12 protein-coding genes and 1 riboswitch are annotated in these 13,980 nt (G+C 73.7%); of the genes, 4 read left to right on the forward strand and 8 right to left on the reverse strand.

The features are described 5' to 3' along the window. Positions 1-259 precede the first annotated feature (259 nt). Positions 260-718, forward strand: a complete 459-nt coding sequence (locus ACFWEE_RS25090) for a peptidoglycan-binding protein (RefSeq protein ID WP_386892319.1) — start codon at positions 260-262, stop codon at positions 716-718. Here ACFWEE_RS25090 and ACFWEE_RS25095 read toward each other — a convergent pair. Both ACFWEE_RS25095 and ACFWEE_RS25100 read right to left on the reverse strand, forming a co-directional pair. Beyond that, positions 697-1,449 carry a TetR family transcriptional regulator gene (locus ACFWEE_RS25095; RefSeq protein ID WP_386892320.1) on the reverse strand — a complete coding sequence of 251 codons (753 nt, stop codon included), beginning with the start codon at positions 1,447-1,449 and terminating at the stop codon, positions 697-699. The two genes, ACFWEE_RS25090 and ACFWEE_RS25095, sit on opposite strands and share 22 nt — an antisense overlap. Then, the gene (locus ACFWEE_RS25100) at positions 1,446-2,978 is read right to left on the reverse strand and encodes an MFS transporter (protein ID WP_386892321.1); all 1,533 of its coding nucleotides are present in this window, start codon (positions 2,976-2,978) and stop codon (positions 1,446-1,448) included. The genes ACFWEE_RS25095 and ACFWEE_RS25100 overlap by 4 nt, the downstream gene beginning before the upstream one ends. 244 nt (positions 2,979-3,222) lie before the next feature. Between ACFWEE_RS25100 and ACFWEE_RS25105 the strand changes: the two genes are divergently transcribed. Next, positions 3,223-3,525: a hypothetical protein gene (locus tag ACFWEE_RS25105; RefSeq protein WP_327175996.1), complete on the forward strand. Its 303-nt coding sequence runs from the start codon at positions 3,223-3,225 to the stop codon at positions 3,523-3,525. A 70-nt stretch (positions 3,526-3,595) separates the two neighbouring features. Here ACFWEE_RS25105 and ACFWEE_RS25110 read toward each other — a convergent pair whose 3' ends face one another. Continuing rightward, entirely contained in the window at positions 3,596-5,026 is a 1,431-nt protein-coding gene (locus tag ACFWEE_RS25110) for a DUF445 domain-containing protein (protein ID WP_386892323.1), read from the reverse strand. 321 nt (positions 5,027-5,347) lie between these two features. Between ACFWEE_RS25110 and ACFWEE_RS25115 the strand changes: the two genes are divergently transcribed. Further along, a complete protein-coding gene (locus ACFWEE_RS25115) occupies positions 5,348-6,526 on the forward strand; it encodes an SGNH/GDSL hydrolase family protein (protein WP_386892331.1) in 1,179 nt (392 codons plus the stop codon). A 190-nt stretch (positions 6,527-6,716) separates the two neighbouring features. Here the strand turns inward: ACFWEE_RS25115 and ACFWEE_RS25120 are convergent, their stop codons facing one another. The 4 genes from ACFWEE_RS25120 to ACFWEE_RS25135 all read right to left on the reverse strand — a co-directional run bounded on the left by ACFWEE_RS25120 (position 6,717) and on the right by ACFWEE_RS25135 (position 10,528). Further along, the gene (locus ACFWEE_RS25120; protein WP_386892333.1) at positions 6,717-7,427 is read right to left on the reverse strand and encodes a DUF1707 domain-containing protein; all 711 of its coding nucleotides are present in this window, start codon (positions 7,425-7,427) and stop codon (positions 6,717-6,719) included. A gap of 145 nt (positions 7,428-7,572) precedes the next feature. Beyond that, a complete protein-coding gene (locus tag ACFWEE_RS25125; protein WP_386892334.1) occupies positions 7,573-8,646 on the reverse strand; it encodes an ATP-binding cassette domain-containing protein in 1,074 nt (357 codons plus the stop codon). A 114-nt stretch (positions 8,647-8,760) separates the two neighbouring features. After that, complete coding sequence (locus ACFWEE_RS25130) at positions 8,761-9,621, reverse strand: ABC transporter permease (RefSeq protein WP_386892336.1); 861 nt, start codon at positions 9,619-9,621, stop codon at positions 8,761-8,763. A gap of 106 nt (positions 9,622-9,727) precedes the next feature. Further along, positions 9,728-10,528: an ABC transporter permease gene (locus tag ACFWEE_RS25135; RefSeq protein ID WP_386892325.1), complete on the reverse strand. Its 801-nt coding sequence runs from the start codon at positions 10,526-10,528 to the stop codon at positions 9,728-9,730. A gap of 190 nt (positions 10,529-10,718) precedes the next feature. Here ACFWEE_RS25135 and ACFWEE_RS25140 point away from each other — a divergent pair, with 190 nt between their 5' ends. Continuing rightward, complete coding sequence (locus ACFWEE_RS25140; RefSeq protein ID WP_386892327.1) at positions 10,719-13,271, forward strand: transglycosylase domain-containing protein; 2,553 nt, start codon at positions 10,719-10,721, stop codon at positions 13,269-13,271. A gap of 158 nt (positions 13,272-13,429) precedes the next feature. On the opposite strand, the gene ACFWEE_RS25145 is transcribed toward ACFWEE_RS25140, so the two are convergent. Continuing rightward, on the reverse strand, positions 13,430-13,750 hold the full coding sequence (locus ACFWEE_RS25145) for a multidrug efflux SMR transporter (RefSeq protein ID WP_327176001.1): 321 nt from the start codon (positions 13,748-13,750) through the stop codon (positions 13,430-13,432). A 39-nt stretch (positions 13,751-13,789) separates the two neighbouring features. Beyond that, positions 13,790-13,853: riboswitch (guanidine-III (ykkC-III) riboswitch) on the reverse strand. Positions 13,854-13,980 lie beyond the last annotated feature (127 nt).

A 13,980-nucleotide genomic window follows, 5' to 3' on the forward strand; every position in this document is an offset into this window, starting at 1 on the left:
GCCCAGCACTCGGCACCTCCCGCAGCCCCGGCGCCCCGGAGCCCCGCGCACCACCCCCGCGTGGGCCGCGCGCCTCCCGGCGACCGTCGCACGCCCTGCCTGCCGCGCTCACCTGTGGTTACGTTGATGGACGCACCGCGGACCGTCGGGGCTCCGCAGGGACAGGGGAGGTCCGGTCCGGATCGTGGTGCGCGCTCCACCGGGGCGGCTTCCGGCCGGCCCGTGGGAGCCCGGCGTACCCCGAACCGGAGGTTGTGGCATGACCGTCTCCCGTACCGCCTCCTCGCCCGCTCCTACCGCCCCGAGGCCTCCCGGGTCCTTCGGGCGACGGGTCGGCGCCCTCGCGGGGGCCTCCGCGCTGATGCTGGGGGCCATCGCGGTCGCGCCCGGGGCCGCTGCCGCTTCCCCGGAGGCTCCCGCCGCCCCCACCGTGGCGGCCGTGCCGGGCGGGTGCGCGTACACCTCGGCCTCGGAACGGCCGGTGCTCCGGGCCGGCAGCGGCGGGGACGCGGTGAAGCAGGCGCAGTGCCTGAGCAACGTGTGGGGAGGGCTGGTGCCGAAGCTGGGCGTCGACGGGAAGTTCGGGGCCGCCACCCAGGCGAAGATCGAGTGGATCCAGGGGTGCCACGGGCTGCGGAAGGACGGCGTCATCGGCGCCCTCACCTGGGAGGCGCTGTACCACCCGGTGCCCGACTGCTACGACCCGTATCCGGGCTGATCCGCCCTCGCTTCCGCCCCCGCTTCCGGCCTCGCTTCCGGCCTCGCTTCCGGCCTCGCTCCAGGCCCCGCTCCCGTGAGCAGGGCCTGGAGCGCCGGCGCGTAGAGGTCCGCGAGGCGCTCCGGGGTGGTGCGGGAGCCCGCCCCCTCGGGGTGCAGGCTCAGGGCCGCGCCGAGGCCGATGAGCTGGCCCGCGACGAGTTCGGCGCGCAGCTCCCCGTCGGGTCCGGGGAGCCGGGCGGCCAGCCGCTGGGTGACCTGCTCGTGGAACCGGTGGCGCAGCAGGACGCGCTCGTCGCGGTTGCCGAGCGAGAAGACCACCCGCAGGAACGGGTCCGAGCCGTAGGCGCGGCGGCGGCGGACGAGGGTGAGCGCCATGTGCCGGCCCAGCCGGTCCAGCGGGGCGTCGAAGATCGCGTCGGCCTCGGGGCCGAAGTCGGCCACGGCGCCGAAGAGTTCGTCCTTGCGGCCGAAGTGCTTGACCACCAGGGACGGGCTCACCCCGGCGTCGGACGCGATCCCGCGGATGGTGACCTCGGCGTACGGGTTCCGCATGAACGCCCGCCGGGCCGCCATCAGGATCGCCGCCCTGCCGCTGCCCGCGTCCGGCGCCCCGGACGCCCTGGACGCCCCGGACGCCCCGTGCGATCCCGAGGCTCCCGAGGCCCCCGAAGTCCCCGGGGAGCCCGGCGCTCCCGGCTGTACGGCGTGCGCTGCGGCCCGGCCGGTCATGCGCCCTCCTGTATGGCTCTGGTCGGCGCACCTGCCTTCCGGTCCGCCCGCTCGTTCGTCCCTGCGACCGTACCCGCCTTCGCGCCGCCCGCTCCCGGCAGCAGTAGCGTGACCAGCAGCGCGAGCAGGGCCGCGGCCCCGGCGATCAGGAAGACCAGCTGGTACGCGTGGAGCGTCGGCGCGGTGAGGCCGCCGACCCGGAAGGTCACGTTGCTGAGTACGGCGGCGACGGCGGCGCTGCAGAAGGCCTGGCCGACGGAGCGCATCAGGGTGTTCAGACCGTTCGCGGCGCCCGTCTCACTGACCGGTACGGCTCGCATCACCAGGGCGGGGAGCGCGGAGTAGGCGATGGCGGTACCCGCGGCGACCACGGTCGCACCGGCCACGATCGTCCAGAGGCTGTGGCTGGTGAAGTAGCGGACCCCGTAGCCGAGGGCGATGATCACCGAGGCCACCGCCAGGCTGACCTTGGGCCCGTACGCGGCGGAGATGCGTGCCGACACGGGCGACAGCAGCACCATCGCGACCCCGCCGGGCAGCAGGCAGAGCCCGCTGACGACGATCGACGCGCCGAGCCCGTATCCGGTGACCTTCGGCTCCTGCACCATCTGCCCGGTGACCAGGGAGTTGGCGTAGAAGGCGAACCCGATGAGGAGCGCCGCGAGGTTGGCGAAGAGGACGGCGGGGCGGGCGGAGACCCGGAGGTCGACCATCGGGCTCGGCACCCGGAGTTCGTACGCGCCCCAGGCCAGGCCGATCAGTACGGCGGCCACCAGGAGGCCGAGGGTGAGCGGGGAGGTCCAGCCCCAGTCGCCGCCCTGGGTGACGGCGAGCAGCAGGCAGACGAGTACGGCGGCGAGCCCGAGCCCGCCGACGGCGTCGAACCTGCCGCGGTTGCGCACCGGTGACTCGGGGACGAAGAGCAGCACCAGCACGAGGTCGAGCAGGGCGATCGCGCCGGAGACCCAGAACATGGTGTGCCAGTCGAAGTGCTCGACGACGAACGCGGCGACCGGTACGCCCACCGCGGCACCGATGCCGAGGGTGGAGCTCATCAGGGCGACGGCGGGCAGGACGCGTTCCGGGGGGAGTTCGTCGCGCAGGATGCTGATGCCCAGCGGTACGACGGCGAGCGCCGCGCCCTGGAGCGCGCGGCCGGCGATGAGGACGCCGATGTGCGAGCTGATCGCGCAGAGCACCGAGCCGACGAGGAGCGAGCAGAGCGAGGCGAACAGGATGCGCCGCTTGCCGTACATGTCGCCGACGCGGCCCAGGACCGGGGTGAAGACCGCGCCGGTCAGGAGGGTGATGGTGACGAGCCAGCTCGCGGCGGCCGGGGTGGCGCCGGTGAGCTCCGGGATGTGCGGCAGCAGCGGGACGACGAGCGTCTGCATGACCGCGACGACCACGCCGCAGAAGGCGAGGACGCCCATGGCGAGGCTCGGGGACGACGGGGTTCGGGCGTCCGCGCCCGCGTGGGCGGTGGGCCGGGCGGGCGTCGGTGGCGGGGTGGGTATGTCCGCGGGCATGCGATCTCCGGAGGGCGGTGAGGGCGCCGGACGGCGGTACGGGCGCCGGAGGGCGGGGAGCGTGGGCACGCCCGGTGGGTGCACAGGCGTTCACCCCCAGGGTAAACGTTTGTGCACCCCTCTGCCCACGGGGTCCGTGAATCGGGCACGTATCGGCGCGTTAGCCTCGGAATCGCCCCGGACGTCGACGCGGATGGCGTCGCGACGGGGCTCGGACGACAACACGAAAGCGAAGGTGCCTGCCATGGCGAAGATTCCGGCAGCGGCAGTGGCGGCGAGCGGACTCGTCGGCGGTTACGGGGTGGCCCGCTGGACCCGGAAGCGCCCCCTGGGCGGCGCCGCGCTCGCCGTGGCCGGGGCGGTCGCCGCGTACGAGTGGAACCGGACGGCCGGCCCCCGCGCCGCCACCGGCCTGACCACGGCGTACGTCGCCGCCTTCGCCGGCTCGCACGTGCTCGCCAAGAAGCTCGGCGCCTGGCCCGCCGTCTTCACCGTCGCCGGCGGGGTCGCCGCCGCGTCCTGGGCCGTCACCCGCCGCGCGGCCTGAGGCACGCCCGGCGCCGGGCGGGAGTACGAGACCCGTCCCGGCGCCCGAGCCGCACGTCCGCGGCCCGCTGCTATCCCCCCAGCGCCCGCGACACCGTGTGGATCGCGAGGCCGGCCAGCGCGCCGACCACCGTGCCGTTGATCCGGATGAACTGGAGGTCGCGGCCGATGTGGGCCTCGATCTTCTTCGAGGTCTGGTCGGCGTCCCAGCCCGCGACGGTGTCGCTGATCAGCGAGGTGATCTCGGTGCGGTACGTGGTGACGACGTAGGCAGCCGCGTCCTCCAGCCACCCCTCCAGCTTGTCCTGGAGCCGCTCGTCCGTGGCGAGGCGGGCCCCCAGTGACATCAGCGAGGCCCGCGCGCGCAGGCGCAGTTCGCTCCGCTCGTCCTCGGCCGCGGTGATGATCATCGTACGTACGGAGGACCAGGCGGAGGCGATCACGTCCTGCACCTCGCGGCGCCCCAGGATCTCCGACTTCAGCCGCTCCACGCGTTCCCGGGTGTCCCGGTCCGTCTGGAGGTCGGCGGCGAAGTCCGCCAGGAAGGTGTCGATGGACGCGCGGGCCGGGTGGCCCGGCATGTCCCGCATCTCCGTGACGAACCGCAGCAGCTCCTTGTAGACACGCTCCCCCACGCGCTTGTCGACGAACCTCGGCGTCCAGCCGGGCGCCCCGCCCTCCACCGCGTCCATCACCGCGTCGCCGTGCAGGACCAGCCAGTCGTGCGCGCGGACGCAGACGAGATCCACGACCCTGCGGTGACCGCCGTCGGCCACCACCTTCTCCAGCATCTTGCCGAGCCCGGGGCCGACCTCCACCGCGTCGGCCCGCCGGGTGATCGCCTCCCCGACGATGGCCTGCACATCGGCGTCCCGCAGCACGGTCAGCGCCCCGCGCAACGCGGTCGCCAGCTCGGCGGTGACCCGGTCGGCGTGCTGGGGCTGCGCGAGCCAGGCGCCGACCCGGCCGCCGATGCCCAGCGCGTGGATCCGGCCGCGCACCACGTCGGCGGAGAGGAAGTTCTCGCCCACGAACGACCCGAGCGAGGCCCCCAGCTGGTCCTTCTTCGTGGGGATGATCGCGGTGTGCGGGATGGGCAGGCCCAGTGGGCGGCGGAAGAGGGCCGTCACGGCGAACCAGTCGGCGAGCGCACCCACCATGCCCGCCTCGGCCGCGGCGGCGACGTAGGAGGGCCAGCCGTCCACGCCCGCGTTCTCCGCCCAGGTGGCGAGCGTGTACACGAGCGCGACCAGCAGGAGCAGCCCGGTGGCGGTGATCTTCATCCGGCGCACCCCGCGCCGTTTCTCCTCGTCGGCGGCGGTGTACGCGAACGAGGCCAGGGGAGCGGCGGCCCGCCCGCCCCCGCGCGGAGCCCGTGCCGTACGGTCGGTACCCGCCCGAGCGTCCGGACCCGCCGCCGTGTCCGGATCCGCCGGAGCGTCCGGATCCGGGTCTCTGCCGTGTTCCGGCCCCGTGCTCGCGCCCGGTTCATTACGATCCACCGCGTCCCGCCTCGCTTTCCTGCCCTGTCCCGGTCCGCCACGGGCCCGGTCCGTCCGACCGCGCCGGCCATTCGCGTACACGTGTTCCCCGCTTCGAAGACTCTGTCCCCACCGTCCTACTCCCGGGCCGCCCGCCCAGTTCCCGGCGGCCCGTCGCGCACCGATGTCCCGGGGAGCCCGGGCCGAACACGAGGAGCCGTACCGCACATGTCCAGGGTCGTCCGCAGAGACCAGGCCGGACCGGGTCCCGGCCCCCGCGAGCCCGGCGGGAGCCCCGGGGCGGGAGCCCGGCGCCGCTCGCGCTCCCTGCTCCTGGTCCTCGTGACCGCCACCGCCGTGCTCGCCGCCGCCCTGGCCACCGGTACGGCGCTGCTCACCGACCCCCACGACACCGGTCTGCGCGCGTCCGGCCTGCACCCGGCCGGGCGCGAACCCTCCGGGGCGAACGGCCAGTGGGTCGCCACCTGGACGGCGGCACCGGTGCACGCCGCCCCGGACACGACGCGCGGCCTGGCGGGCACGACCGTACGCAACACCGTGCACAGCAGTACCGGCGGCGACGCGGCACGCATCACCCTCTCGAACCTCTTCGGCACCGGCGCGCTGGTGGTCGACCGGGCTCGGGTGAACGCGCACGGTGTGACGTTCGGGGGCGCGGGGAAGGTCACCGTCCCGGCGGGCGGGCGGGTCGTGAGCGACCCCGTGACGACGAGGATCGCGGCCGACTCGAACCTGGTGGTGTCCTTCCGTACGCTCACGACCGGCGGGCACATCACCCAGCACCCGAGCGCGTTCCAGACCTCGTACCTGGTCGGCCCGCGCACCACCTGGCCCGTCGACGACTGGCGCTATCTGACGGCCGTGGACGTGTTCAGCACGACCGCCCCGGGCACGGTCGTCGCGTTCGGCGACTCGCTCACGGCGGGCAGCGGCTCCACCCCCGGCGCCAACCGGCGCTGGCCGGACCTCCTGTCCGACCGCCTGCGGGGCCACTGGGGGGTGGCGAACCAGGGCATCTCGGGGAACCGCCTGCTCTCCGACGGCCGGGGCGGCATCGCGGGCACCACCCGCTTCGCCCGCGACGCGCTGGGCGTCACCGGCGTGCGCACCGTGATCGTCGCGCTCGGCATCAACGACGCCCAGACCGCCTCCGCGCACCTGGACCCGCAGCGGGTCGTGGACGCCCTGCGCCGCCTCACCGCCCAGGGCCACGCCAGGGGGCTGCGGGTGATCGGGGTGACGCTGACGCCCTTCGAGGGCATCGGGAACTACACGCCCGCCCGCGAGGCGATCCGCCAGGAGGTCAACGAACAGATCCGGGCCGGAGGGGTGTTCGACGCGTACGTGGACTTCGACGCGGTGGTCCGCGACCCCGCCGTGCCACAGCGCATCCGGGCCGACTACGACAGCGGCGACCACCTGCACTTCAACGACACGGGGTACCGGGCCCTCGCCGACAGCATCGACCTCGGCCTGCTGACCGGCGCCCCGAAGGGATAGCCGCCTCCCGCCGGATCAGCTCCGGCACCCGGCGCGCGGGCACCGGCGCGCAGTCACCTGCGCAGGCACGGGCGCGCGGGCCCCGGCGCAGGCACGGGCGCGCGGGCACGGGCACGGGCACGGGCACGGGCACGGGCAACGGCACCGCCCCGGCGCCCCCGCCCCCGCCCCCGCCCGCACCGCACCCGCCTCAGCGCAGCGTCTTGCCGCCACCGGATCCGCGCGCCTCACCCGGTCCGTCCACCGTCCGGGGCGCCTCCGCCGGGCCCACCGCGTCCGCCCTCGCCCGCGCCCCGGCTTCCTTGCGGCGGCGGCGCTCCGCCCTGCTCCACTTGCGTTCCACACCGACGCCGCCCATCAGCGCGAAGCCGGTGACGGTCACTCTCGGCGCGTCGGGGGCGGGATCGTCCTCGTCCCTGGACCGCTCGTCGAACCCGCCCATGAAGCCGGTCCCTTCGACCCGCACATGGACGTCCGGCGGCAGGGTGACCACCGTCCCGCCCATGATCGCGACGCACCGGACCGTCACCTCGCGCTCCGCGAAACGCGCCTCCCGCAGATCGACGACCCCGCCGCCCCACATGACGAACGAGGTGAACGTCCGGCCCACGGTCCAGCGCCCCTTGCGGCTGAAGCCGCCCCAGAACGCGAACCCGCGTGTCGACGTCGGCTCCCCGCCGATCCGCTCCGACCACGCCGACACCGCGGCCCCGCCCACGTCCGGCAACGGCGCACCGGAGACCGGCAGATCACGCACGAGCGGCGTCAACTCGCCCCGCGTGCGGGCCGCATAGGCCAATTCCAGTCGCTGCTCGAACTCCCCCATGTCCAGGCGGCCTTCGGCCACGGCGTCCCGCAGGATCTCCGCGATCCGTTCCCGTTCGGCGTCGGAGGCGCGCATGTCGGGGAGTTCACTCGTCATGGCGCACACCCTACGCACGGCACGCGCCACCGGACCAGAGCCACCGCGCCCTTCCCGGCACGGTCCGCCCCCTCGCACCGCCCGAACCGTACGCCCGCCACGCAGGTCACGCCGGTCACGCAGGTCACGCGGCGGGGTGCGGCTCCGCCGCGTACATCCGGGCGATCACGTCCTCGATGTCGGGCTCCCGCACCGAGAGGTCCTGCAGCGGGTACTCCGCCGCGATCCGCGCCACCAGCGGGGCGACGGAGGCGTCCGCCGGAAGCGCCAGCCACTGGCGCGACCCCTCGGTCCTGAGCACCCGCGCCCGCAGCGGACCCGTCGACTCCACGGCGATCGGAGGGAGTTCGCGCTCCAGGTCCACCACCAGGACCCGTTCGCTCCCGCCCGCCTCGTGCAGTCCGGCGAGCGCGCCGTCGTACATCAGCCGGCCGTGGTCGATCACCATCACCCGGCGGCACAACTGCTCGATGTCGGTGAGGTCGTGGGTGGTGAGCAGGACGGTGGTGGACCGCTCCTCGTTGAGGTCCTTGAGGAACTGCCGCACCTTGGTCTTGGAGATGATGTCGAGGCCGATCGTCGGCTCGTCCAGGTACAGCACGTCCGGATCGTGCAGCAGCGCCGCCGCGATGTCGCCGCGCATCCGCTGCCCGAGGGAGAGTTGACGCACCGGCGTGTCCAACAAGTCGGCCAGGTCGAGGAGTTCGACGCAGCGGTCGAGGTTCTCGCGATACCGCGCGTCCGGGATCCGGTACATGCGGTGCATCAGCCGGTACGAGTCCTTCAGCGGCAGGTCCCACCACAGGGTGGTGCGCTGCCCGAACACCACCCCGATACGGTGTGCCAGCCGGGTGCGTTCGCGCGACGGGTCGACGCCCGCGACCCGCAGCCGGCCGCCGCTCGGGGTCAGGATTCCGGTCAGCATCTTGATCGTCGTCGACTTGCCCGCACCGTTCGGCCCGATGTACCCGACCATCTCGCCGCGCGCCACCCGGAAACTGATCCCGTCCACCGCGCGCACCTCGCGCCGCTCGCGCCGCAGGAAGCCCGTCCTGCGGCGCACGTCGAAGACCTTCTCCACCCCGTCCAGCTCGATGAACGCGTCGTCGGCCACCGGGACGCGTACCGCCTCCGCCACCGCCGATCCCACCCTCCCCGCCGACCCTGCCGCGGCCCCCGTGTCCGCCGTCCGCTCCATGCCCGTACCCGCTCCCCTGTCCGCGTCCCGCGCCATGCCCGTACCCGCTCCCCTCTCCACGCCCGAACCCGTCACCCCGCTGTCCTCACCCTCGTCCCCGTCCCGGCCTCCGGGTCAGCTTCCCGTGCTCCGGTACGCCCGCAGCCCCGTGCGCCACGCCAGCAGAGCCGGCAGTCCGCACCCGGCCGCGACCACCGGCGGCAGGAACGCCACCCACGCGGGCAGGGCCACCGGGTACGCGCGCCCCAGCACGTACAGCGCGGGCAGCCAGCTCACGAAGGCCAGCGGCACCACGAAGGTCACCCCGCGCACCAGCTCCCGGGCGAAGACCGAGGGCGGGTACTGCAACAGCGTCTGACCGCCGTACGTGAAGGAGCTCTGCACCTCCGCCGCGTCCAGGGCGAAGAACTGGAGGGCCGATCCGCCGACGTACACCGCCCCGAAGACCGCACCGCCGCTCACCACCGCCAGCGGCACCAGCAGCACCTTCAGCGGGGTCCAGTCGATGTCCAGCACCACCAGGGCGTACCCCAGCACCAGCAGCCCCTGGACGATCCGCCCCACCCGGCGCAGCGCGAACCGGTCGGCCGCCACCTGCACCAGCACCGGCACCGGGCGCACCAGCAGCGTGTCGAGGGTGCCGTCCCGCACCCGCTCGCCGATCCGGTCCAGAGACCCGAGCAGCAGGTCGGCCAGCCCGAACGCGGTCGCCGCCATCCCGTACAGCAGGGCGATCTCCGGCAGGGAGTAGCCGCCCAGCGCGTCGACATGGCGAAACATCAGCATGATGGTGACGAAGTCGAAGACCGTCGCGAGGAAGTTGCCGAGCGTGGTCATGGCGAACGACGCCCGGTACGCCATCGTCGAGCGGATCCACATCCCCGCGATGAGCCGGTAGGCGCGGACCCCCTCCACCAGTGCCGACCGTTCGTCGGGACCGGGCCGGACGGAGGCGCCGGGCCCCGCCCTCCGCACCGTGCGCGCGCCCCCGCCCGTACCGCCGCGGTCGCCGTCGCAGGCACGGCCGCCGCCGTCACCGTCACCGTCACCACCGCCGTCGCCCGCCGGGACGAGCACCGTGTCAGCCACCCTGGACCACCACTCTCCTCGTCGCGACGGACTGGAGCAGCCGGCCCGCCGACAGCAGCACCAGCGCCCAGCCCGCCTGGAAGGCGAACGCCCCCACCAGGTCCCACCCGGTGCGCTCGCCGAGGAACACGTCGGCGGGCACCTGCAGGAACGCCGACCACGGCAGGGCCCGCGCCACCTCGCCCAGCAGACCGGGAAAGAGGTTGAGCGGCAGCAGCAGCCCCGAGAAGAACAGCCCCGTCAGCCAGCTGATCTGCAGCACCCCCGCCCCGTCCATCAGCCAGAACGCGGCCAGCGCGACGAGGAAGCGGATGGCGAAACTGACCACCACCCCGAGCACCACCGACACCAGGAACGCGAGCCACGTCCACGGCGAGGCGGGCAGGGCCAGGTCGAAGGCGAGCGCGCCGATCACCATCGGCACGACCCCGCGCCCCAGGAAGTGGAACGCCGCCCGGCCCAGGTCCCCCGCCAGCCACCAGAGCTGGAGGTCGGCCGGGCGGTAGAGGTCGATCGCGATGTCCCCGGTGCGGATGCGCGCCATCAGGTCGTTCTCGAAGCCGCCGCCCATCATCGAACACGTCATCAGCAGCGCCTGGCCCAGCCAGACGTAGGTCAGGGCCTGCGCGGTGTCGTAGCCGCCGAGGTCCGGCCGCTCCGCCCACAGCGCGGTGTAGGTGTACGCGACGATGAAGCCGAAGACGGTGTTGGTGAAGGTCCCCGCCACCGTCGCCGTCCGGTACGTGGCGTGCCTGCGGAACCCTCCCGCCGCCACCACGGCATAGACCCGCACGTCTCTCCCCCTCCCGGCACCAAAGCGCACGAGCCTAGTCAGGGCCTCCGGTCCCCGGCGACTGCTTTTCCGGGGGCGCGCGCGGCATCCGGCGAGGCGTACCGGGGCGCAACCAGGTGCGTTCCGAGGGTTATCGGCGCGAAAGGGGCAGTATGGGAGAACTGTCCGCGGCCGAGGAGTCTCCACCGACATGAGTGACGAGCCAGAGCGCTGGGCCCCCCGGGACCCCTCGGAGGACGAGGGCGCCGGACACTCCGGCCACACCGGGGAGGAACACCTCGCCGGACCCGCCGGGGAGGAACACACCGGGCAGGAACACCCGCACGACGGACCACCCGCAGGCGGAGCCACGAAGACGGCCGAAGGCCGCAAGGGACGGGCCAAACGCCCCCGGCGCAAGGGCTGGCGCCGCCTCGTCCCGACCTGGCGGATGGTGCTCGGGGCCGTCCTGCTCGTCGCCGTCCTGCTCGTCGGCGGTTTCGTCGCCGGGTACCAGCTCGTCGACATCCCCGCCGCGAACTCCAGCGCCACCGCCCAGAGCAACGTCTACCTCTACCGCGACGGCGCGGTCATCGCCCGCGACGGCGACGTCAACCGGGAGAACGTCCAGCTCGCCCAGGTCCCCAGGGACGTCCAGCACGCCGTGCTCGCCGCCGAGGACCGCAACTTCTACTCCGAGCGCGCCGTCGACATCGGCGCCATGGTCCGCGCCGCCTGGAACACCGTCACCGGCAAGGGCAGGCAGGGCGGTTCGACCATCACCCAGCAGTACGTCAAGAACTACTACCTGGGCCAGGAGCAGACGGTCGTCCGCAAAGCCAAGGAGTTCTTCATCGCGATCAAACTGGACCGCGAGCAGACCAAGGACCAGATCTTCGAGGGGTACCTCAACACCAGCTACTTCGGCCGCAACGCCTACGGCATCCAGGCCGCCGCCCAGGCGTACTACGGAAAGGACGTCACCGCCGTCGGCGTCGCCGAGGGCGCGTACCTCGCCTCGCTCCTCAACGCCCCCAGCGCGTACGACGTCGTCGCCCACCCGGAGAACCGACCGGCCGTCCTCGCCCGCTGGAACTACGTGCTCGACGGCATGGTCAAGGAGGAGTGGCTCGGCGCCTCCGCGCGCGCGGCGCTCACCTTCCCGACACCGGACGAGGCGAAGACCTCCACCGGCCTCTCCGGGCAGCGCGGTTACCTCGTCAACGCCGTCAAGGACTACCTGACCGGCCACGGGATCGTGGACGAGGAGACCCTCGCCACCGGCGGCTACCGGATCACCACCACCCTGGAGAAGGAGAAGCAGGACGCCTTCGCGGACGCCGTCGAGGAGAACGTGACCTCCCGGACCGACGACAGCCGCGCCGCCGACCGCAACGTCCGCGTCGGCGGGGCCTCCATCGACCCCGGCACCGGCAAGGTCCTCGCCCTGTACGGCGGGATCGACTACACCCGGCAGTACGTCAACAACGCGACCCGCCGCGACTACCAGGTCGGCTCCACCTTCAAGCCGTTCGTCTTCACCGCCGCCGTCGCCCACGACGCCACCACCCAGGACGGCCGCCGGATCACCCCGAACACCCGCTACGACGGCACCAACGAGCGCCCCGTCCAGGGGCACCAGGGCGACACCGGGTACGCCCCCGCCAACGAGGACGACGTCAGCTACGGCTCGATCACCGTCCGCGAGGCCACCGACAAGTCCGTCAACGCGGTGTACGCGCAGATGGCCGAGGACGTCGGCCCGGAGAAGGTCAAGGAGACCGCGATCGGCCTCGGCGTGCCGGAGGACACCCCCGACCTGACCGCATCCCCGTCCATCGCGCTCGGCCCGGCCACCGCCAGCGTCCTCGACATGACCGAGGCGTACGCGACCCTCGCCAACCACGGGCGGCACGGCACGTACACCCTGGTGGAGAAGGTCACCAAAGACGGCCGGAGCGTCTCGCTGCCCGACCGCACCACCCGGCAGGCCGTCAGCCGGCAGGCCGCCGACACCACCACCGCGATCCTGCGGAGCGTCGTCGAAGGCGGCACCGGTACGGCCGCGCGGGGCGCGGGGCGCCCCGCCGCCGGGAAGACCGGCACCGCCGAGGAGGACAAGGCCGCCTGGTTCGCCGGCTACACCCCCGACCTCGCGACCGTGGTCGCCGTCATGGGCCAGGACCCGGACACCGGAACGCAGGAGTCCCTGTACGGAGCCCTCGGCCAGTCCCGCGTCAACGGCGGCGGCGCCCCGGCCGAGACCTGGGCCGACTACACCGCGGCGGCCCTCGAAGGCTCCGAGGTGCGGGACTTCGACCTGGATCTGGCGGAGGGCAGCGAGGAGCCCGACCCCTCCGAGGAGGAGTCGCCGCCCACCGACCCCGACTCCCCGTCGGACACCCCGAGCGGCGACGCCCCCACCACCGCGGGCACCACCCCGGCGACCCCCGGCCCGACCGCCACCGGCGCGGGCGGCACCACCAACGGCGGCCCCACCGGGGGCGGCGACACCACCGGCTCCACCACGAACGGCACGGGCGGGGGCGCCGCGAACGGCGGCACCCAGAACGGCGGCAACGGCGGTACGAACGGCGGGGGTGCCGACGCGGGCACCACCGAAGGCGGCGGAGAACCCGGCACCACCACCGGGGAGACCGGCGACGGCGGCGGCCCCACCGGGAACGGCGGCACGGGCGGCGGCCTGGTCGAGGGGGCCCGGGGACCGGACCGGGGCCCGAACTTCCCGTACCCCTGGCAGTGAGACCTAGCTCCTTGGGAAGGCCCCGGCGAAGCCGGGGAACCCGAAGCAGCCGGGGGAACCCGAAGGAACAGCCGGGGAGCCCGGAGCAGCCGCGCGAAAGCCGGAGAACCAGCCGGGGAACCGGGTGAACCGGCCGGGCAGCCCGCAGAGGCCGGGGCTCAGTGCCCGGAAGTCGCCTTCAGCCCCACCACGGACACCAGCAGCAGGCAGACGAAGAAGATCCGCGCGGCGGTCACCGGCTCGTGCAGCACCACCATCCCGAGCACCGCCGCACCGGCGGCCCCGATCCCCACCCACACGCCGTACGCCGTACCGATCGGCAGCGACTTCGCCGCCTGCGCCAGCAGCAGCATGCTGGCCACGATCCCGAGCACGGTGAACACACTCGGCCACAGCCGGGTGAACCCCTCCGCGTACTTCATACCGACCGACCAGCCCACTTCGAGCAGACCGGCGACGATCAAGAGAACCCAGGCCACGACGGCAACCTCCGACGACGAACACACGGAACAACACGGACCGCGTCGTCTTTGCCTGCCCGGTACGGCGCGTCTCGTCGGGTCCCACCACCGTAGCAACAAACGCCGTGGGGGCCCGGGGGCCCGGGGCCCCGGGGCCCCCCCCACCCCCCGCGGCGGGCGCGGCACCCCCAAACAAAGGCGTAAAAAAAAAACCCCCCCGAAAAAACCCCCCCCCGAGGGAGAAAAAA

The sequence above is a fragment of the Streptomyces sp. NPDC060184 genome, assembly GCF_042728795.1.
GTDB lineage: Bacteria > Actinomycetota > Actinomycetes > Streptomycetales > Streptomycetaceae > Streptomyces.